General features: G+C 61.7%; 18 protein-coding genes. 15 read left to right on the top strand and 3 right to left on the bottom strand.

Annotated elements, in window-relative coordinates; translation table 11 throughout:
- Positions 1 to 10: 10 nt before the first annotated feature.
- From B3C1_RS10885 to prfH, 13 genes are all read left to right on the top strand, one after another.
- The gene (locus tag B3C1_RS10885) at positions 11 to 1,606 is read left to right on the top strand and encodes an aldehyde dehydrogenase (NADP(+)) (RefSeq protein ID WP_008484824.1); all 1,596 of its coding nucleotides are present in this window, start codon (positions 11 to 13) and stop codon (positions 1,604 to 1,606) included.
- A 3-nt stretch (positions 1,607 to 1,609) separates the two neighbouring features.
- On the top strand, positions 1,610 to 2,650 hold the full coding sequence (locus B3C1_RS10880) for an aldose epimerase family protein (protein WP_008484823.1): 1,041 nt from the start codon (positions 1,610 to 1,612) through the stop codon (positions 2,648 to 2,650).
- Positions 2,651 to 2,689: 39 nt separating this feature from the next.
- Positions 2,690 to 3,616 (top strand): ABC transporter substrate-binding protein, encoded by a 927-nt coding sequence (locus B3C1_RS10875; RefSeq protein ID WP_008484822.1) that lies wholly within the window; start codon positions 2,690 to 2,692, stop codon positions 3,614 to 3,616.
- 10 nt (positions 3,617 to 3,626) lie between these two features.
- On the top strand, positions 3,627 to 5,126 hold the full coding sequence (locus tag B3C1_RS10870) for a sugar ABC transporter ATP-binding protein (protein WP_008484821.1): 1,500 nt from the start codon (positions 3,627 to 3,629) through the stop codon (positions 5,124 to 5,126).
- A gap of 1 nt (position 5,127) precedes the next feature.
- Complete coding sequence (locus tag B3C1_RS10865; RefSeq protein WP_008484819.1) at positions 5,128 to 6,162, top strand: ABC transporter permease; 1,035 nt, start codon at positions 5,128 to 5,130, stop codon at positions 6,160 to 6,162.
- The gene (gene yjfF / locus B3C1_RS10860) at positions 6,162 to 7,118 is read left to right on the top strand and encodes a galactofuranose ABC transporter, permease protein YjfF (RefSeq protein ID WP_336391119.1); all 957 of its coding nucleotides are present in this window, start codon (positions 6,162 to 6,164) and stop codon (positions 7,116 to 7,118) included. Before B3C1_RS10865 ends, yjfF begins: the two co-directional genes overlap by 1 nt.
- Positions 7,111 to 7,989 (top strand): SMP-30/gluconolactonase/LRE family protein, encoded by an 879-nt coding sequence (locus tag B3C1_RS10855; RefSeq protein WP_008484817.1) that lies wholly within the window; start codon positions 7,111 to 7,113, stop codon positions 7,987 to 7,989. Before yjfF ends, B3C1_RS10855 begins: the two co-directional genes overlap by 8 nt.
- The gene (locus B3C1_RS10850) at positions 7,982 to 8,989 is read left to right on the top strand and encodes a glycoside hydrolase family 43 protein (protein WP_008484816.1); all 1,008 of its coding nucleotides are present in this window, start codon (positions 7,982 to 7,984) and stop codon (positions 8,987 to 8,989) included. Before B3C1_RS10855 ends, B3C1_RS10850 begins: the two co-directional genes overlap by 8 nt.
- Before the next feature lie 68 nt (positions 8,990 to 9,057).
- Positions 9,058 to 9,435, top strand: a complete 378-nt coding sequence (locus B3C1_RS10845; RefSeq protein ID WP_008484815.1) for a hypothetical protein — start codon at positions 9,058 to 9,060, stop codon at positions 9,433 to 9,435.
- Between the two features lie 124 nt (positions 9,436 to 9,559).
- Positions 9,560 to 10,561 (top strand): hypothetical protein, encoded by a 1,002-nt coding sequence (locus tag B3C1_RS10840; protein WP_035481897.1) that lies wholly within the window; start codon positions 9,560 to 9,562, stop codon positions 10,559 to 10,561.
- Between the two features lie 278 nt (positions 10,562 to 10,839).
- Entirely contained in the window at positions 10,840 to 11,457 is a 618-nt protein-coding gene (locus B3C1_RS10835; RefSeq protein WP_035481918.1) for a DUF6198 family protein, read from the top strand.
- 218 nt (positions 11,458 to 11,675) lie between these two features.
- Positions 11,676 to 12,818, top strand: coding sequence for an RNA ligase RtcB family protein (locus tag B3C1_RS10830; RefSeq protein WP_008484812.1), 1,143 nt, complete (start codon positions 11,676 to 11,678; stop codon positions 12,816 to 12,818).
- Positions 12,815 to 13,417, top strand: coding sequence for a peptide chain release factor H (prfH, locus tag B3C1_RS10825; protein WP_008484810.1), 603 nt, complete (start codon positions 12,815 to 12,817; stop codon positions 13,415 to 13,417). The genes B3C1_RS10830 and prfH overlap by 4 nt, the downstream gene beginning before the upstream one ends.
- A gap of 27 nt (positions 13,418 to 13,444) precedes the next feature.
- On the opposite strand, the gene B3C1_RS10820 is transcribed toward prfH, so the two are convergent.
- From B3C1_RS10820 to B3C1_RS10810, 3 genes are read right to left on the bottom strand one after another with little or no spacing between them, the layout of a single operon-like run.
- Positions 13,445 to 15,787 carry a glycoside hydrolase family 127 protein gene (locus tag B3C1_RS10820; protein ID WP_008484808.1) on the bottom strand — a complete coding sequence of 781 codons (2,343 nt, stop codon included), beginning with the start codon at positions 15,785 to 15,787 and terminating at the stop codon, positions 13,445 to 13,447.
- A 54-nt stretch (positions 15,788 to 15,841) separates the two neighbouring features.
- On the bottom strand, positions 15,842 to 16,816 hold the full coding sequence (locus B3C1_RS10815; protein ID WP_035481895.1) for a glycoside hydrolase family 43 protein: 975 nt from the start codon (positions 16,814 to 16,816) through the stop codon (positions 15,842 to 15,844).
- Positions 16,806 to 18,194: an MFS transporter gene (locus tag B3C1_RS10810; RefSeq protein WP_008484806.1), complete on the bottom strand. Its 1,389-nt coding sequence runs from the start codon at positions 18,192 to 18,194 to the stop codon at positions 16,806 to 16,808. Before B3C1_RS10810 ends, B3C1_RS10815 begins: the two co-directional genes overlap by 11 nt.
- Before the next feature lie 309 nt (positions 18,195 to 18,503).
- Between B3C1_RS10810 and B3C1_RS10805 the strand changes: the two genes are divergently transcribed.
- Positions 18,504 to 19,517, top strand: coding sequence for an arabinan endo-1,5-alpha-L-arabinosidase (locus B3C1_RS10805; protein WP_008484805.1), 1,014 nt, complete (start codon positions 18,504 to 18,506; stop codon positions 19,515 to 19,517).
- Positions 19,518 to 19,772: 255 nt separating this feature from the next.
- Positions 19,773 to 20,135, top strand: a 363-nt coding sequence (locus tag B3C1_RS10800) for a family 43 glycosylhydrolase (protein ID WP_008484804.1), incomplete at its 3' end; no start/stop codon positions are given.

Here is a 20,135-nt window from a genome sequence, read left to right as displayed (position 1 = left end):
ATTTAGCGTTATGAGCATTACCGGTAAACAACTCATCAACGGCGAATGGGTCGAGGGCAAGGGCGGCCAATATCAGGGTGTTAACCCGGCCACTGGCCAGAGCATAGAACCGGCTCTGACCTATGCCGACGGCGAGCAGGTCAAAGCCGCCGCCGCTGCCGCCAAGGCCGCCGCCCCCGTTTTTGCCGCCACCAGCCTCAAAGAACGTGGCGCCTTCCTAGAGCGTTGCAGCGATGAGATCATGGCCCTGGGTGACGATCTGCTGGAGCGCTTGATGGCCGAAACCGGCTACCCTCGCGCCCGGGTCGAAGGGGAGCGGGGCCGCACCTGTGGCCAGCTCAAACTCTTTGCCAGCACCATTCAAAACGGCGAATACCTGGATGCCCGTATCGACTTGGCCATGCCGGAGCGCCAACCCCTGCCGCGCCCCGATATCCGTTTCTACAAACAGCCCATTGGGCCTGTGGTGGTCTTTGGGGCGTCCAACTTCCCCTTGGCCTTTTCCGTGGCCGGTGGCGATACCGCCTCAGCATTGGCGGCCGGCTGCCCGGTGATCGTCAAGGGCCACAACTCCCACCCCGGCTCCGGTGAACTGGTGGCCCAGGCCCTGGCCAAGGCCGTTAAAGCCTGCGGCCTGCCGGCCGGTACCTTTTCCTTCGTCACCGGCCCGGGCCGGGACGTGGGGGCCGCCCTGGTGACGGCCCCCGAGGTAAAAGCCGTGGGCTTTACCGGCTCTATGGCTGGCGGCATGGCCCTGTTCAACCTGGCCAACCAACGCCCAGAACCTATCCCTGTCTTTGCCGAAATGGGCTCGGTCAACCCGGTGGTGGTCCTGCCCCAGGCCCTGAAGGCCAATGCCGCCGCCATTGCCGAAGGCTTTGTGGGCTCCCTGACCCTGGGGGTTGGGCAGTTCTGCGTTAACCCCGGCCTGGTGCTGGGCATCAAGGGCGCCGAACTGGACGCCTTTATGGATAGTGCCAGCGCCAAGTTGGCCCAGGTGCCCGCCGGCGTCATGCTCAACGAAGGCATCGCCAGCAGCTACGGCAAGGGTGCAGAGCACCTGGCCGGCCAGCAAGGGGTTGTGGTGGCGGCCAAGGGCCAGCAACAGGAGGGGAACGGCTTTTGCGGCCAGGCCCAGCTGCTCAAGGTGGACGCCAAGGACTTCATCGCCAACGCCCAGCTGCAAGAAGAGGTGTTCGGCCCCAGCTCCGTGGTGGTCCAATGCCAGGACGCCGCCGAACTTCTTGCCGCCGTGGCCTGCCTCAAAGGCCAGCTGTCCGGCACCTTGCAGGCCAATGCCGATGAACTCAGGGATTACCCCGAACTGCTGACCCTGCTTCAGGAAAAAGTGGGCCGGCTGGTGTTCAACAACTTCCCCACCGGGGTGGAAGTGTGCCACGCCATGATGCACGGCGGGCCTTTCCCGGCGGCTACCGATGCCCGCTTTACCTCGGTGGGCACCAAGGCCATCGACCGTTTCGTACGGCCCATCTGTTTCCAAAACTACCCCCAGGCGCTGCTGCCTGCGGCCCTTTTGGATAACAATCCCTGGGGGATCAGCCGCTGGGTCAACGGCGAGCGCAGCAACGGCGTTATCGGGGGCTAACCGATGGCGCTTACCCTCAGCCAAAAGCAATGGGTGGAACCGGCCTTCCACAGGCCGGTTAACCTCTACCAGCTTGGCAACAGCCATGGCCTGTCGGTCACCCTGGCCGACTTCGGCGCCGCCGTCTGGTCCATCAAGGCGCCGGGGCGGGACGGTATCAAGGACGTGACCCTCAACTACCAGGACAAGGCCCAGTGGCTGTCCAACCCTTATTACTTCGGGGTCATAGTGGGGCGCTGTGCCAACCGTATCGGCCAGGGCCGATTTGCCCTCAATGACAAAAGCTACCAGCTTGACCGCAACGACGGTGCCAACCACCTGCACGGCGGCGCCAAGGGGCTGTCCACGCGTTTCTGGGACAGCTGGTCCTGGCAGCTGGCGGACAGGGTAGGGGTGACCTTTGTCATTGCCAGTGACGACGGCGACCAGGGTTATCCCGGCAACTTCAAGGCCCAGGTCAGCTACAGCCTGAATGACGCCGGGGAGCTGGCCATCGATTACAGCGCCGAGGCCGACCAGGACGGTCCCATCAACCTGACCAGCCACAGTTATTTCAACCTGGCTGGGCGAGGGGACGTGCTGGGCCAGGAGTTGACCCTGGCGGCCAACCATTATCTGGCGGTGGACGGCGGTCTTATCCCCACCGGGGCCTTGCTGGCGGTGGCCGGCACCGCCATGGATTTTCGCCGGCCCAAAGCCATAGGGCTAGAGCTGGAAGCCCTGCCTGGAGGGTATGACCACTTCTGGGTGGCAAGGGACCACAAAGTGGCAGAGCCGCTGTTGCTGGCCACCCTGCGTGACCCCAAATCAGGCCGCACCTTGGAGCTGCTCAGCACCGAACCCGGGGTGCAGTTCTACAGCGGCAACTTCCTCGACGGCAGCCTAAAAGGGGAGCAGGGCGACGCCTTGATCCGCCATGGCGGGATCTGCCTGGAACCCCATATCCACCCGGACGCCGTCAATCATCCCGGCTTTCCCAGCACCCTGATCAAAGCCCACCAACCTTACCGGCAGCGCAGCCTCTACCGGTTCTCGGTGACCTGAACCCATAACAACCAGTCAGCAGTAGCAAAGGGGGAAATAATGACACTCAAAACCCTGTTCGCAGCCGGCCTTATGGCCTTGAGCCACAGTGCCCTGGCCATCACCGTCGGCTTTTCCCAAGTCGGTTCCGAAAGCGGCTGGCGCAGCAGCTTCAGCCAGGACATGAAAGACGAGGCCAAGAGCAGAGGCATAGACCTCAAGTTCGCCGACGGCCAACAAAAGCAGGAAAACCAGATCCGCGCCGTGCGCAGCTTTATCGCCCAGGGGGTGGACGCCATCATCATAGCCCCGGTGGTGGAAACCGGTTGGACGCCGGTCTTGAAGGAAGCCAAAAGGGCCCGCATTCCGGTGGTTATCCTGGACCGCAATATCAAGGCCGCCGAGGGCCTTTATGTCACCCGTATCGCCTCCGACTTCACCGAAGAAGGCCGCAAGGCGGCCCGTTGGTTGATGGACAAGACCAAGGGGCAGTGCAACATCGTCGAGCTGCAGGGAACAGTAGGTGCCACCGCCGCCATCGATAGGGCCAAGGGTTTCAACGAGGTGATAGGAGCCTATCCCCAGGCCAAGATAGTGCGCAGCCAAACCGCCGAGTTCACCCGTGCCAAGGGCAAGGAAGTGATGGAGAGCTTCCTCAAGGCCGAAGATCCCCAATCCCTGTGTGCCCTTTGGTCCCATAACGACGAAATGGCCCTGGGGGCGATCCAGGCCATCAAGGAAGCCGGTCTCAAGCCCGGCAAGGACCTGCTGGTGGTGTCTGTGGACGGTGTACCCGACTACTTCAAGGCCATGGCCGAAGGGGATGCCAACATCACGGTGGAGCTCAATCCCCATCTAGGCGCTCCCGCCTACCAGGTGGTGGAGAAGGTGCTGGCCGGTGACAAGGGCATTCCCAAGCTCATCAGCACCACAGGGGAGGTGTTCGGCCAGGACACCGCCGCCACCGAGTACCAGAAGCGCAAGTAAGGAGCGGGCCATGACCGAGCCACAACCTTTGCTGGCGCTGTCCGGTATCCACAAGGCCTTTCCCGGGGTCAAGGCCCTGGACTCGGTGGGGCTGCGGCTTTTTGCCGGCGAGGTCCATGCCCTGCTGGGGGAAAACGGCGCCGGTAAATCCACCCTGGTCAAGGTCATGACCGGGGCCTACCAAAAAGACGAAGGCAGCATGGTGCTGGCGGGCCGGCCTGTGTCCCCCGGCAGTACCAAGCAAGCCCAGGAGCTGGGCATTGCCACAGTCTACCAGGAAGTGAACCTGCTGCCCAACCTGTCGGTTGCCCACAACCTGTTTCTGGGCCGCGAGCCCAAGCGCTGGGGCCTTATACACTGGGCCAAGATGCGTGAACAGGCCAAGGCCCTGCTGGCGCCCTTTGAGCTGGATATCGACGTCAGCAAACCCCTCAACCAGTATTCGGTGGCGGTGCAGCAACTGGTAGCCATCGCCAGGGGCGTGGGCATGAATGCCAAGGTGCTGGTGCTGGACGAGCCCACCGCCAGCCTGGACGCAGGGGAAGTTGCCATGCTGTTTGGCATCCTCAACAGGCTCAAGGCCGACGGCATCGCCATCGTCTTTATCACCCATTTCCTGGACCAGGTCTATGCGGTCTCAGACCGGATCACCGTGCTGCGCTCCGGCACCCTGGTGGGGGAATTTCTGACCCGGGAGCTGCCGAGGGCCAAGCTTATCGAAGCCATGCTGGGAGCCGAGTTGCAGGAGATGACGGCCAGCCAGGCTGTTGCCGGCGGCCAGGCCGCTCCCCGGCTCTTTGACATGGCCGATGTCAGCGTGCGCCACTCCATCGAGGAGGTGTCGCTGTCGGTGGGCAAGGGCGAAGCGGTGGGCCTGGCCGGACTCTTGGGCTCGGGGCGCAGCGAAGTGTGCCGGGCCGCCTTCGGCGTCGACCCTCTGGTGGCCGGGCAGATCCGGCTGGAAGGGGCGCCCCTCAAGCTGGCCAGGGCCGCCGATGCCATCCGCGCCGGTATCGCCCTTTGCCCCGAGGACCGCAAGGCCGACGGCATCATAGGGCCCCTGTCCATCCGCGAGAACCTGGTGTTGGCGCTACAGGCCAGGTTGGGCTGGTGGCGTTACATCAGCCCGGCCCGCCAGCAGGCCATGGCCGAGGACTTTATCAAGGCCTTCAGGATAGCCACCCCCAACGCCAGCAAGGCCATAGGGGAGCTGTCCGGGGGCAACCAACAGAAGGTAATACTGGCCCGCTGGCTGGCGATTCAACCCAAGCTGCTGATCCTCGACGAGCCCACTAGGGGCATCGACATCGGCGCCCACAGCGAGATCCTCAAACTGATCAAACAGCTGTGCCAGGACGGCATGTCGCTGCTGGTGGCCTCTTCCGAACTGGAAGAGCTGGTGGCCTTCGCCAACCGGGTGGTGGTGATGCGTGATCGCAAGAAGGTGGCCGAGCTCAGCGGCGAGGCACTCTCGCCCCAGGGCATACTGCACGCCATAGCCGAGGCTTAGAATGAACAAACCCCTGACCCTTTCCCAGGATGCAGCGGCCAACAGCACAAGGCTGCGCATCAACCCCCGTTACGGCTGGCCGCTGCTGGCCCTGGCCCTGCTGCTGGTGGTCAACCTGCTGCTGGATCCATCCTTTTTTGCCCTGAGCTACCAGGACGGCCGCCTCTATGGCTCCCTGGTCGATATCGTTAACCGCGCCGCGCCTGTTGCCTTGCTGGCCATCGGCATGACGTTGGTGATCGCCACCGGCGGCATCGATCTGTCGGTGGGGGCGGTGATGGCCGTGGCCGGAGCCGTGTGCGCCAAGCTACTGGCTGGCGGCGAGCCGAGCCTGGCGCTGGTGTTGTTGGCCGGCCTGGGTACAGGCCTGTTGTGTGGCCTTATCAACGGCGGCCTGGTCAGCTACATGGGGATCCAGCCCATAGTGGCTACCCTGCTGCTGATGGTGGCGGGGCGCGGCATAGCCCAGCTGATCAACGCCGGCCAGATAGTCACCTTCCAAAGCCCCGGCTTTGCCTTCCTGGGCACCGGCAGCCTGTTGGGCCTGCCCATGCCGGTATGGCTGGTATTGCTGGTGTTTGCCTGCTGCCAGTTGCTGCTGCGCCGCAGCGCCCTTGGCCTCTTTGTGGAGGCGGTGGGCTGCAATGCCAGCGCCAGCCGCTATCTGGGGGTCAACGACAGGGGAGTGAAGCTGTTCGTCTATCTGCTGGCCGGAGCCTGCGCCGCCCTGGCCGGCATGATCGCCACGGCCGACATCCAGGGCGCCGACGCCAACAACACCGGCCTTTGGCTGGAGTTGGACGCCATATTGGCGGTGGTGATCGGCGGCGCCGCCCTTACCGGTGGCCGTTTCTCACTGCCCTTGTCGCTGGTGGGGGTGCTGATCATCCAGGGCCTGTCCACCACCATCATCGTCAGCGGTATCGATGCCCGCTTCAACCTGCTGATAAAGGCGCTGGTGGTGCTGGCGGTGCTGCTGTTGCAATCGGCACCCTTTCGTCGTCAACTCAAGGCCCTGACCGGGGGTAAAGCATGATGGCCCATCGATTCTTGCCCCTTGGCATCACGTCATTGCTGTTGCTGGCCCTCTTTACCACCGGGGCCTGGCAGTTCGAGGGTTTTGGCAGCCTGCGGGTGGTGCTGAACCTCTTTACCGACAACGCCTTCTTGTTGATCACCGCCCTTGGCATGACCCTGGTCATACTGTCCGGCGGCATCGACTTGTCGGTGGGGGCCGTCATCGCCCTGTCGGGTGTGCTATGTGCCCTGCTGATCACCAAGCTGGGCTGGCATCCCCTGGCGGCTTTTGCCTTGGTACTGCTGGTAGGCACCGCCTTTGGCGCCGCCATGGGCTGCCTTATCCACCACTACCGGCTCCAGCCCTTTATCGTCACCCTGGCCGGCATGTTCCTGGCCCGGGGCCTGGCCACCACGTTGAGTGAAGAGTCCATCGCCATAGAGCACCCCTTTTACGACAGCGTCTCCGATTTCGGCCTGGCCCTGCCCGGTGGCGCCTGGTTGTCCAGTTCGGCCATGGTGCTGCTGGTGGTGCTGGCGGCGGTCCTGCTGCTGGCCCATTACAGCCGCTTTGGGGGTTACATCTATGCCCTGGGCGGCAACAGCCAATCGGCGGCCCTGATGGGGGTACCCATGGCCAGGACCACAGTCGGCATCTATGCCCTGTCCAGTTTCCTGGCCGCCCTGGCCGGCATCGTCTTTACCTTCTACACCTTCTCGGGCTACGCCCTGACCGGCATAGGCACCGAACTGGATGCCATTGCCGCCGTGGTGATCGGCGGCACCCTGTTGTCCGGCGGCGCCGGTTATGTGCTGGGTACGGTACTGGGGGTGCTGCTGATGGGGGTTATCCAGACCTACATCACCTTTGACGGCACCCTCAACAGTTGGTGGACCAAGATCGTCATCGGCATACTGCTGTTCGTCTTCATCGCCCTTCAAAAAATCATGACGGTAAGGCAAGCCCATGCTTAAGCTCATCAAAACCCTGGATGTGAAAAACCAGCTGGGTGAAGGGGTGTTCTGGCACCAGCCCAGCCAAAGCCTGTGGTGGACCGATATCCATGGCAATGCCATTTACCGGCTGGACTGGGCCAGCCAGCAACTGGACAGCTGGGCGCTGCCGGAAGGGGTTACGGCCTTTGTGGTGCTGGAAACGGCGCCGCTGCGGATACTGGGAAGCTTCAAGTCCGGTTTTGCCTACTGTTGGCCGGACAGCGGCCGCCTGCAATGGCTGGCCAAGCCCCAGGCCCATATCCAGGGCAACCGCTTCAACGACGGCCGCCTGGACCGCCAGGGGCGCTTCTGGTCCGCCACCATGGTGGAGCAGGAACAGGGCCAGCCAAGGGGCGTGCTCTACCGCTTGGACGGTGCCCAGTGCGTGGCGCAGCTGGATAACCTGCAGATCCCCAACGCCCTGTGTTGGAGCGCCGATGCCCGCCGCCTTTACCATACCGACATGCCGTCAAAGGCGATCCGGGTCTATGACTTTGACCCCGTCAAGGGGGAGGTGGGGCAGGGCAGGCACTTTGCCACCGTGCCCCAGGGGGAGCCGGACGGCGCCATAGTGGATGCCGAAGATCACCTGATCTGTGCCCTCTGGGGCGGCAGGGCGCTGGCGCGCTTCACCCCGCTAGGGGAGCTGCAGAGCCTGCATCCCTTGCCGGTGACCCAGCCGACCTGTGTGGCCCTTGGGGGCCCCAATATGGACCTGCTGTTTGTCACCACTGCCCGTGACGGCCTCAGCGCCGCCCAACTGGCGGCCGAGCCCTTTGCCGGCAGCCTGCTGATCTACCAATCCCCTTACCGGGGCCTGGTGGACGCCGAGGTGCAAGGCCATGACTAGGTATCTGCTGCTGGCGGCCTTGCTGGCCGCCCCGGCCCTGGCCGAATTTATCCCACAGCGGGCCGACCCCTGGGTGCTGGAGAAGGACGGCCACTACTACTTTACCGCCTCGGTGCCCAGCTTCGACAAGGTGGTACTGCGCAAGGCCAATAGCCTGGCAGGCCTGGCCCAGGCTAGCGAGATCACCGCCTGGCAGCGTCCCGCCGAAGGCAAACTGGCTGGCTTTGTCTGGGCGCCGGAGCTGCATTACCTGGACGGCCACTGGTATCTGTTGGTGGCCGTCGGCAGCCAGCAAAGCCCCTTCCAGGTGCGCACCCAGGTGCTGACCAACAGCGCCGCCGACCCCACCCAGGGCCAATGGCAGTGGCAAGGGCAGATGCAAACCCAATGGGACAGCTTCAACCTGGATGCCACCCTGCTACAGCAGGGGGACAGGCACTACCTGATCTGGGCCCAACATCCCCCGGGCAAGGCCTACAACTCGGCCCTTTATATCGCGCAGTTGACCGGCCCCACCCAACTGGGGCCCCAGACCCTGATCAGCGAGCCGACCCTGTCCTGGGAAACCGTCGGTTATGCGGTCAACGAAGGGCCGGCCGTACTGCAGCGCAACGGCAAGTTCCTGGTCACCTTCTCGGCTTCGGCGACCGACGCCAATTACGCCATGGGCCTGCTGTGGGCCGATGAAGACGCCGACCTGCTGGATCCGGCCAGCTGGCACAAGCTGGCCAAACCGGTGCTCAGTACCAACGCCAAGGTCAAGCGGTTCGGCCCCGGCCACAACAGCTTTACCCGGGACAAACAAGGCCGGGACATCTTGGTTTACCACGCCCGTTACCAGGCAGAACTGCAAGGCTCGCCCCTGGAGGACCCCAACAGGGACGCCCGCCTGAAGTTGATCCACTGGCAAGCAGACGGCATGCCTGATTTTGGCCAGGACGAGGGCGACTTGCCCGCCAGCCCCCAAGCTCTGGTGGAGGAGCCCAAAGACCGGCGTTAACGCTTTGATTTCCCAACCTGAGCTGCCGAAATTGCTAGAATGACCGGCCAAGTTGGGAGGATTGAATCTTGGCGACCTTGTTGACCGTGCTCTGTTGGGGCTACCTGGTGTTGGCGGCCCTGTGGCTGATGCTGAAAAAGCTGCCGGCGGAGCTGGTGTATTTTCTGTTGTTCGTGCTGGTTGTGCCGGTGGCCAGTGTCAAGGCCCTGTCGGCCTGGGGCCTGGCCAAAGGGGCGGGGGCCTTGCTGCTGTGCCTGCCCCTGCTGCCTTATGGCTGGCTGGTCTGGAAGCTGTCGCAAACCGGCAGCCACGAATTTGCCCGCAAGGTGGATTTCCCGTTGGGGGTTAAAGGCAACCCGCCCAAGTTCGGCCTGGTGTCTTTGCTGGTCTTCATGTTGGCCTTGCTGGCGCAGGGCATCGCCGTGCTGCGTTTTGCCCTTGCCTGAAGTTCGCCCGGTTAACTTTTTCTTAAGGTATTGATAGGTAAGCAAACCTGGGTTGCTATCTGCCGGGCAAAATGCCTTGGGTGCTGCAATACTCAGGGTATAAACAAAACCAAGAGGGGCAATTATGCCCTTACCTGCTTGCCGATGGTGGTGCCTTAGCTGGCTGGCGTTGCTGGCCCCCTTGGCCCGTGCCGAAGAGACAATCCCTGCTCCGGACGACTCCGACCTGCCCAATTGGGCGGTGGAGCGGATCGAACCCATGCACCAGTGGGTGGCCGGCTGGGTGGATGACGTGTCCCGCAGCATCGACGGTTACTTCGGTTCCGACGAATACCTCAAGGTCGAGAACCACTCCTACCTGAGGCTCAGCGAAGAGCTGGTGCTGCGCCAGCGCCTGTCCAACGACAACGATCTTGGGATCCGCTATAAGCTGCAACTGCCCACCACCAAAAAGCGCCTCAAGCTGATCATCGAGAGTGATCCAGAGGAGGGCCTGGGTACCTTGCAGGACCAGGCCAGCCAGGAGTTTCGTACCGGCCGCTTCGATGGAGCCAAAGGCTCGGTGATCGGCCTGGAAAAGGCCGGCCGCCAGAGTAAAGACGAGGGCTGGGAAAACCGCCTGTCAGGGGGTATCAAGCTGCGCCTGCCGCTGGACCCTTACCTGCGCTTTACCAGCGAGCGGCTCTGGAAACTGGGCCAGTCCCCCTGGCGCTTGGAGATGGACAACCGCCTGTCCTGGTTCAACAGCGACGGCTACTCCGCCCGCACCTTGTTCGACCTGGGAAGGCCCCTGGACGAGCGCTTCTACCTGCGCTTTCTAACCCAGCTTCAGTGGCAGGAGCACTACGACAAGCTGGAGTTCTACCAAAAGGGCGAACTGAACCAGCTGATCAACCCCCGCAGCGCCATGCGCTATTCCCTGGTGGCCCTGGGCCAAAGCGCCCATCACCCGCAGATAGACGACTACTACCTCGAAGCCCTCTACCGGCGTGACATTCACAAGGGCATTCTGTTTGTTGATGTGGCCCCGTCCCTGCACTTTCCAAGGGAAGTGGATTTCGATCCCAGTTGGCAGATCAAGCTGCGCCTGGAGGTGTATTTCAGGGGTGACATAGTGCGCCATTGAAGGCCTGAATGATGCCGTAAATAAAAAGTTACGTAAAAACTCTAATTCATTGCTCTGTGCAATAATCGGTGGGAATGGTTTTTCGGTACTAATAACAATAAAAATCATGTAATTAGTCTTTGTTTTGCCTCGGGTGTTGTCCTTGTAAAGCGCCAGCCGTTCTCGGCCCTTTACAATCTGCGTGAATGAACATGCAGTTTTTATCTAAAATGCCTGGCTTCAGCCTGGCCGGGCTCTGGGCTAAGGTGGCAGGGTTCCAGATTGCCAGAGCCCTGTCCATGTCCAGCCTTGCCCCACCTATCGCCGCCCGCCATTCCCTTATCGAAGATCTGGCTGCCCTGTTGACCGGTGCCTGCCTGGTGTCCTTCGGCATCTTCTTACTGCGTGAAGCGGGACTCTTGACCGGCGGCACCGCCGGGTTGGCGCTGTTGTTGGCACAACTGGGCCACTGGCCGTTCGGGCCGGTGTTCTTGCTGGTAAACCTGCCTTTTTTCTACCTGGCTTGGCGAAAGATGGGGCCGGCTTTCACCCTGCGCACCTTGCTGTCGATACTGGTGGTGTCCCTGCTTACGGACAACCTGGGGACTGTGGTGCAGCTCAGCCAGGTGGCGCCGGCCTTTGCCGGCCTGATAGGGGGCTTGTTGATGGGGGTGGGGCTGTTGATCTTCTTTCGCCACAGGGCCAGCCTGGGGGGCTTTAACATCTTTGCCCTCTACCTGCAGGAGCGTTACCAGCTGCGTGCCGGCCTGGTACAGATGGCCCTGGATTGCACCATAGTGGTGGCGTCGTTTTTCGTGATAAGCCCTTGGCTGTTGGCCTGTTCGGTGCTTGGGGCCCTGGCCCTCAACTTTATCCTGGCGGCCAACCACAAACCGGGCCGTTACCAGGGGGCCTGATTTAAGGTGTTGATTTTATGAGCGTGTATCCACTATGATGCCCGCCACTTTATGGCCCATTTGACTGCATAGGAGAAACAGCAATGACAAAACGCATCCAATCCAATGCAGGTCGCGGCCGGTAATCAAGCGCATTACTTCCTGACTTACCCGCTCTGCCCGGCCCCTGGCCTGCCAATTTTCCATCTGTGATTTCGCAACAATAGGAAATTGGTGATATGGGCAACTCCGTCCAAATTCTCACTGACAAGATCACCCTGATCGCCTCGCCCACCACTTGGGTCGAGGGACTGGCAATACAACAACTGCGACATACCGCCGCCTTGGCCGGCATGGTCAAGGTCGCCGGCATGCCGGATCTGCATCCTGGCCGGGGCTACCCCATTGGCGCCGCATTTTTCAGCCAGGGCTGTATCTACCCGGCCCTGGTGGGCAATGACATCGGCTGTGGCATGGGCTTTTGGCAGACCAGCCTGCCGTTGGCCAAGGTCAAAATCGACAAGCTGGCCCGCCGTCTGGTGGACCTGGAAGGCCCACTGGGAGCACCCTGGGCAGAGCTGGTGGCACAAGGCAAGGCCAGGCTGGGTATCGATAACGCCCACTTCGACCAGGCCTTGGGCACCATAGGTGGTGGCAACCACTTTGCCGAATTCCAGGCGGTGGACTGCCTCCATGATGCTGGCGCCTTTCCCGGTGACCCGAGCCGGTTGCTGCTGTTGGTGCACTCCGGTTCGCGCGGCCTGGGCCAGGCCATTCTGGCCCGCCACCTTGTTGAGCACGGCCATGAAGCCCTGGCAGCAGACACGCCGGCCTTTGGCACTTACCTGGCGCAGCATGATGAAGCGGTGCGTTGGGCCGAGCTCAACCGGGAGCTTATCGCCAGGCGCTTCCTGGCGGCCATTAGGGCCGAAGGGCAATGCCTGTTTGACCTGAACCATAACCTGGTCAGCCCTTACAGCCTGGCCGGGCAAGCCGGCTGGCTGCACCGCAAAGGTGCCACCCCGGCCGATCAGGGGCTGGTGGTCATACCCGGCTCCAGGGGCGACTACAGCTACCTGGTGCAGCCCAAGGCCGACGCCAAAGCCCTACATTCCCTGGCGCACGGGGCTGGCCGCAAGTGGCAAAGGGGCGAATGCAAGAGCCGCTTGAGCCATAAATACCGGCGGGAAGATCTGGTCCGCACCCGTTTCGGCAGCCAGGTGATCTGTGCCGACAAGACCTTGCTGTTTGACGAGGCGCCCCAGGCCTACAAGGACTGCCACAGTGTGGTCGACGACCTGGTCCAGGCCGGCCTGGTCCAGCTGGTGGCCAGGCTCAAACCGGTGGTGACCTTCAAAACCCAGGGAGGCTGCGCAGGATGATGCTATTGCAACTGTCTGCCGGCCAGGGCCCCAAGGAATGCCAGCAGGCCCTGGTGTTGGCGGCGCGGCAACTGGCGCTGGAAGCCAGCGCCCTGGACGTGACCCTGACACCAGTGTCAGAGCAGGGGGAGGACGCCAGGTCCCTGCTCTATGCCTTGTCGGGGCAGGGGGCCCAGGCCCTGGTCAGGCGCTGGCAGGGCACCTTGCTCTGGGTATGCCAAAGCCCCTTCAGGCCTCGCCACGGCCGCAAGAACTGGTTTTTCTCAGGCCGGGGTTTTGCCGTCAGCGAACCGGCGCTCAATGAGGGCATTCAGTACAAGGCCTGCAAGGCGTCCGGCCCCGGTGGCCAACACGTCAACAAGACGGCGTCGGCCATCCAGGCGGTGCACCTGGAGAGCGGGCTTAGGGTGGCGGTGTCTTCAGAGCGCAGCCAGCATGCCAACAAGCGGCTGGCCAGGGCCTTGCTGCTGCAAAAGCTCGCCGAGCGCCAGCAGCAGGCCAGGGACCAGCAACAACGCCGGCGCTGGCAACAGCATTGGGAGCTGGAACGCGGTAAGCCGCTGCGTACCTTTGTCGGACCTGGCTTTGTGGAGAAGTAAAAAAGGGCGCCATTCGGCGCCCTTTTTTTATTCGCTGAGCAAGCTGATGCCGTAGAGGCCGCCGGCGATGGAGCCGGGGGCGGCTTCGAAGCGCAGCCTGAACTGGGGCTGCTGCCGTATCTCCTTGGGCAAGGCAAAATCCCGGCTGAAAAAGCCTGGGCCCTGGCTGCCGTCCAAGGTGATGTCGGCCAGCTTTTGACCGTCAACCAGGATGCTGAAGCGGCGGTCCTTGTCCAGGCCGAAGAAGGTCAGGCGCAGGGTTTTACCCTTGCCCTGTGGATTGTTCATGCGGTAGCTGAACCAACCGCTGGCGTCGCGCCAATGGCGGTCCTGGTTTACTCCGGCCCGGCTGCCCTGGCTCTCAAAGAAGTGGTCTGCCTCCGGTTGCTGCTCGCCCGGCGCTATGGTGTCGACGGTGATCCTGGCCAAGGCCTGCCTGGCCGCTTCCCGGCTTTGGGCCTTGGCGGTCAGGGCCTTCAGGCCGTCCGGGGTGCTGTAGGGCCAGTAGAGCATGTAGCGCGAGTCGTGCAGGCGAAAGAAGGGGACCAGCTGCAGCGGCGGCTGGTCTTTGGGATAGAGCAGGTCCCCGGTGCTAAAGGCCAGTGGGCCTTGCTGCCGTTGCAAGCCTGCCAGGAAATCGGTGCTGTCGGCCACGAAGATGGGGGCCGCTTCCAGGGGGCAGCGCTGGCCCTGGGCAATGTGGCCCATGCGCGAACCGTCGGCCAGGAAGTTGAGCTTTTCACCGGGGTAGGGATTGGTCTTGGCGGCCAGCACTATGGGCCCAAAGAGCACGGCGTAGTAGTTGGACTGGTCGGGCATTTGTTCCAGCGACAATGCCATGGGCAGTTTGAGGCTGATCTGGTCCCCCTTTTGCCACTGGCCGGCCAGGCTCAGATATTGGCCTGGCTTGGCGGTAACGGCCCTGGGTGTGCCATTGACCCGCAGTTCCAGTTGCCCGGCCTTGACCCAACTGGGATAGCGGATCTTCAGGGGCAGGGAGCTGGCCTGCTCGAAAGTGATAAAGACGCTGTCATCGTCGGGAAAACGGGTGTCCAGGCTGAGCTTGACCCCTTTCTCAGTCCAATCCAGCCGGGAAGGGATAAAGAGGTTGATGTAGAGGGCGCTCTGGTCGGTGGCGTAGATCATGGCGCCGTATTTGCTGTGGCTTTCGATCCCTGAGCCGACGCAGCACCACATGGCCTTGTCTGCCTGGGAATAGACCCGGTAGTGGTTGGGGCGCATGGGCGTGAAGTAGACCAGGCCGCCGTCGTCTGGATGTTGGGAAGCCAGTATGTGGTTGTAAAGGGCCCGCTCGTAGTAGGCCAGGTAGTCGAGGCCCCCTTGTCGTTGGTAGAGCAGCCGAGCCAGTTTCAACATGTTGTAGCTGTTGCAGGTTTCAGGCCCTTCCACCTCTTCCACCATGCTGGAAAAGTCGTCCTTGGGGTGGAAGTGTTCCCTGACGCTGTTACCGCCGATGGCGACGGTGCGCTGCTCCACCACCTGGTGCCAAAAATAGTCGGCCGCCGCGCCCATGGCCCTGTCCCCTGAAACCTGGGCTATGCGCTCAAAGCCGATGACCTTGGGGATCTGGGTGTTGGCATGGAGGCCGTTGAGCTGGTCTTGCCCATGGGCCAGCGGCTGCAGCAGCTGCTGCTGGGAAAAGCGCTTGGCCAGCTGCAGGTATTTGTCCTGGCCCGTTATCTCGTAGAGGTCGGCAAAGACTTCATTCATGCCCCCGTACTCGGTAACCAGCATGGCTTGCATCTGCTCGTCGCTGAGCCCCTCGACCAGCCAATCGGTCCAATCGCTAAGCTTGATCCACATGGCCAGAGCCTGGGCCGACCCCGTGTAGCGGTAGGCGTCGCGCAGCCCGGCATAGAGCTTGTGCAGGTTGTACCAGGGCACCCACTTTTGGTTGAGGGTGAACAGGTCGGCCTGGATATCCCCTTGGTGGATCTGCTGCCAAAGCGCGCTGCCCCCGGGGACGCCGCCGATATAACCGGTCCCCAGCTTGTCCTGGCATTTTTTCAGCTCGTCGAGCATGTACTGGAGCCTGGCCAGCAGCGCCGGGTCGCCGGTGCTGGCATACATCAGCGACAGGGCGCTGAGGTAATGGCCCCCCATGTGCCCGCCCAGGCCGTCGGCTTCCCAGTTGCCGTAACCGGGCTTGGGCTGGGGCAGGCCGGCTTCGGCCCTGAACGGTGCCAGCAGGCGGTCCGGGTCCAGGCTGTCGAGGTAGTGGCGGTTGGTATCCTGAGCCTGCTTGAAGGGACTTGGCAGCAGCCGCACCTCTTGTAACGGCAGGGTTTCAAGGGGGAGCGCCTGGGCCAGGGTGGGGGCCAGGGCCAGCAGCAACAGCAGGCGTTTCATGGCATACCTCATAAAAAAGCCCCGCCGGGGGGCGGGGAAGGGGTCGTACTCTGGTTAGTCAGCGAGGGCGGCGCTGCCGAAAACGGGCATGCCGTTTTCATCCCAGCGCAGCGGCTTGACAAAGGTGTGGCGGTTGGGGTCCCAAAGGGGGTCCCCTTCGATCTCGGTGTAGGTGCGAGCGTGGTAGACCAACAAGTCGGTTTGGCCGTCTTCGCCGAGCGTGAAGCTGTTGTGGCCGGGGCCGAAGATCTTGTGCTCGGGGGCACTGACCAGCACCGGGCTTTGGGACTTGGTCCAGCTCTTGGGATCCAACAGGTCGCTGTTTTCGTCGGCCCACAACAGGCCCATGGCGTAGTTCTCGTCGGTGGCGCTGGCGGAATAGGTAATGAAGAACTTGCCGTTACGGTGCAGCACCGCCGGCCCCTCGTTGACCAGGAAGCCACGGCATTCCCAGTCGAACTCTGGCTTGGTCAGTAACACCGGCTCGCTGGCAATGCGCCATGGCTTGTCCATCTTGGCGATATAGAGGTTGGAATTACCGGCAATGTCGTTGGCCTTCTGGGCCCAGAGGTAATAGAGCTGGCCCTGGTGGCTAAAGGTGGTGGCGTCCAGGCAGAAGCTGTCGATACCGGTGTCGATTTGCCCCAAAAATTCCCAGTGGCCGGCCACCGGGTTGGCGTCCTGGCAGCGGATCACATACATGCGATGTTGGAACAGCTGGTCTTTGATTTCCCGGCTGGGGGCGGCGGCAAAGTAGATGTACCAAGCCCCCTGGTTGAAGTGGATCTCCGGTGCCCAGATAAGGTCCGAGTAGGGGCCTTCATCGGGCTTGCGCCACACCATCACGGTATCGGCGTCTTTGAGGCCGGCAATGGTCCTGGCACGGCGCAGCTCTATGCCGTCGTAGGCCGGTACAGAGGCGGTAAAGTAGTAATAGCCGTCACTGTGTTTGTAGATAAAGGGATCGGCGCGCTGCTCAATCAGGGGCGTCAGTAGGGTCACGTCTGGCTCCAACAGGCTATTTGGCATTGATGATCTGGCGCTGGCTGACCGGTGCACCCTGGGGGGCCTCGGTCAAGACGCCTTTTTTGATTTCCTGATAGAAGCGGTCGGTGATGCGGTATCGGTACATCAGCAGCCCCATCAGGAAGTGGAAAACACCGGGAATGATGGTCAGCATCAGGGCCAGGCCGTTGAGGGTGTAGCCGCTTTGCACCTGGTCCGGTTCGTAGTTAAAGAAGGTCAGCAGGCTGCCCACCAGGAAGCCGGCGATGCCCATGCCTGCCTTCTGGCAAAAACTGATGCCACCAAAGGCCAGGCCAGACACCCTCTTGCCGGTTTTGGCCTGGCCGTAGTCCACCGCTTCGGCGATGGCCGACCAGAACACGGGGGCGTGCAGGTCCACCACGAACGACAGCAGGAAATAGAGCGCGAAGGCCAGCAGCACGTCCCCCTGGCCGACGGCGAAGTACAGCACCAGGCTGATGGCTCCGACCGCAATCTGGCTGACCCTGAACAGCTTGACCTTACAGTAGCGCTTGGTGATCCAGGTGGAGGCCACCATGGCCAGAATGGCCGCCACCACGCCGGTGGACAGGAACATGGACATCAGCGTGGCGTCCCCGCCCAGGAAATATTTGGCGTAGTAGGCCGCTACCGAGCCGCGCACCACATAGCCTATGGTGCCCACCACACAGACGGCGCACAGCACCAGCCATTGGTCATTTTTCAACAAGGTGGCCAGCTGTTCGCTCAGGGGCTTGCGCTCCACCTGATGCTGTACCCTCTCGGTGGTGGTGAAAAAACAGAACAGGAACAGCAGGCAGGCCATCAGTGCCATCAGTCCCATGGCGGCCTGGTAACCGGCCGCCAGCTGCGCTTTGCCTCCCCAGCTTTCGGCCAGGATAGGTACCACTATGGTGACCAGGAAAGCAGCCACTTTGGCGAAGAACAGGCGATAGCCGTTGGCGGACAGTCGCTCTTTGGGATCGTCGGTCAGCACCCCTATGATGGAGATGTAGGGAATGGTGACGGCGGTGAACATCAGGGTCACGAAGATGTAAGTGGCGTAAGCCCACACCAGCTTGGCGTTGTAATCCCAGTTTGGGGTACTGAAGGTCAGGAAGACGGCAATACCAAAAGGTACCGACAGGAACAGGAAGTAGGGGCGGTAGCGACCCCAGCGCGTGGTGTGGCGGTCGGTCAGCATGCCCATCATCGGGTCGGTGAAGGCGTCGATCAGGCGCACCACCAGGAACAGCACGGCTACATCGGTCGCCTTCAGGCCGAAAACGTCGGTATAGAAGAAGGTGATGATCAACATCATGGATGACATCACCACGTTGACGGCCATGTCGCCGGCCCCAAAACCGACTTTTTCCAGCACCGACAGTTTCTGGTTTTTCACTACCGCTTCCCCCGGGTTATGACCAGCAGGTGCCACCTTTTTGCTGCTTTACGGCACCGTCATGGTATAGGGTTGTAATGGTTAACGTACGCGTAAAGTCGTATCGTATTACTAATTTGTGTGGTGTTGCAAGCCTGCTAACAGTTTGCAAAGACCCTAATAGGGAGCTTGGCCTGCGGCTGACCGGCCTGGCGCCAGAAAGAAAGGCTACTGGGGGAGTGATGGGGCGACAGGGGTTTTGTCTGGCCCCAGCTTGCCGTTAGACTGGGTCCGGCAGAAAAGTAATACAATACTAATTAAGGAGCCTTTATGCAGCCCCCAAACCCCCTGAAACTGTTGCTGGGTTGTGCCTTGCTGGCCAGCAGTGCCTGTGCCCAGCAAGTCAGTATCCACGACCCTGTCATGGCCAAGGACGGTGACACCTACTACCTCTTTTCAACGGGCCCTGGCATTACCCAATACCACTCCAAAGACAAGGTGCACTGGCAACTGGATGGGCCGGTGTTTGACCCTGAGCCCAGCTGGGCCAGGAGCGCCATCCCCGACTTTGCCGGGCACCTATGGGCACCGGATCTGGTGCAGCACAACGGCAGCTTCTACCTCTACTATTCGGTATCGGCCTTCGGTAAGAACACCTCGGCCATCGGCGTCACGGTCACCAAGACCCTGGACAGAAGCAGCCCTGAATACGGCTGGCAGGACAAGGGCATAGTCCTGCAGTCGGTGCCGGGGCGAGATCTGTGGAATGCCATTGATCCGGCAGTGGTTTTTGACGATGAAGGTACCCCCTGGATGAGCTTTGGTTCCTTTTGGGATGGCCTTAAGATCGTCAAACTGGACCCCAGCCTGACCCGCCTGGCCGAACCCCAGCAATGGCACAGCATTGCCCGCCAGGCCCGCCCGGCTTTCACGCCGGACAGCCAGGCCGGCCCAGGTGAACTGGAAGCCCCCTTTATCTTCAAGCACGGTGACTATTACTACCTCTTCGTGTCACTGGGCCTGTGCTGCCGTGGCCAGGACAGCACCTACCACCTGGCGGTCGGCCGTTCTGCGTCGGTAACGGGGCCTTACCTGGACAAGGAAGGCAAGGATCTAGACCAGGGGGGCGGCACTGTGATCCTCAAGGGCAACAGCGCCTGGCCTGGCTTGGGCCATAACAGCGTCTATCGCTTTGACGGCCAGGATCTGCTGGTTTTCCACGCCTACGAAGGGGCTGATAACGGCCTGCAGAAGCTCAAGATAGCTCCCATCCAATGGCAGCAAGGCTGGCCGGTGATCGATCCCAAGGCCCTGGACAGCTACCAAAGCGTCTTGGAGCAGTGATGGCAAAGGCCCCGCAACGGGGCCTTTAACTTATCTGACCAGTCTCAGAGCTCCCGCCATGGCAGTACTTTCATCGTTGACGTTAACGGAATTCCCTAAAGGTTAACTTTAGGTGTTGAACCTGCGTTTTCTTCGCTCTACACTCGTCAGTCATATCGTAATACAAATTGAATGCTGCGACGGAGCGGCCCCAGAACCGCAGGGCCAAGGCGGCGTTAAAACCCCAGCATCGAGACTGAGGCAGGAGAGAAGAATATGTCAGCGCTACGCATTACCACCCTGAGCCTGGCCCTGGCGGCTGCCCTGGCTGGCTGTGCCGATACCACGGCCCTGAACACCGGCAAGGACGATGGCAGCTTTACCAATCCCATCTTCCCCAACGGGGCCGATCCCTGGCTCGAGTATTTCGACGGCAACTATTACCTGACCACCACCACCTGGACCTCCCAATTGGTGATGCGCAAGTCTCCGACCCTGGCCGGCCTCAAAGATGCCCCTCCCGTTTATCTGTGGTCGGAAACCGAGGCCAGTCGCTGTTGTAACTTCTGGGCCTTTGAATTCCACCGCCTCAAGGGGCCCAAGGGGTATCGTTGGTATCTGATGTTCACCTCCGGCAAG

The sequence above is a fragment of the Gallaecimonas xiamenensis 3-C-1 genome (genome assembly GCF_000299915.1).
Lineage (GTDB): Bacteria > Pseudomonadota > Gammaproteobacteria > Enterobacterales > Gallaecimonadaceae > Gallaecimonas > Gallaecimonas xiamenensis.
Note: the sequence above shows the minus strand (reverse complement) of the source record. Positions and strands in the feature narration are given on the sequence as shown.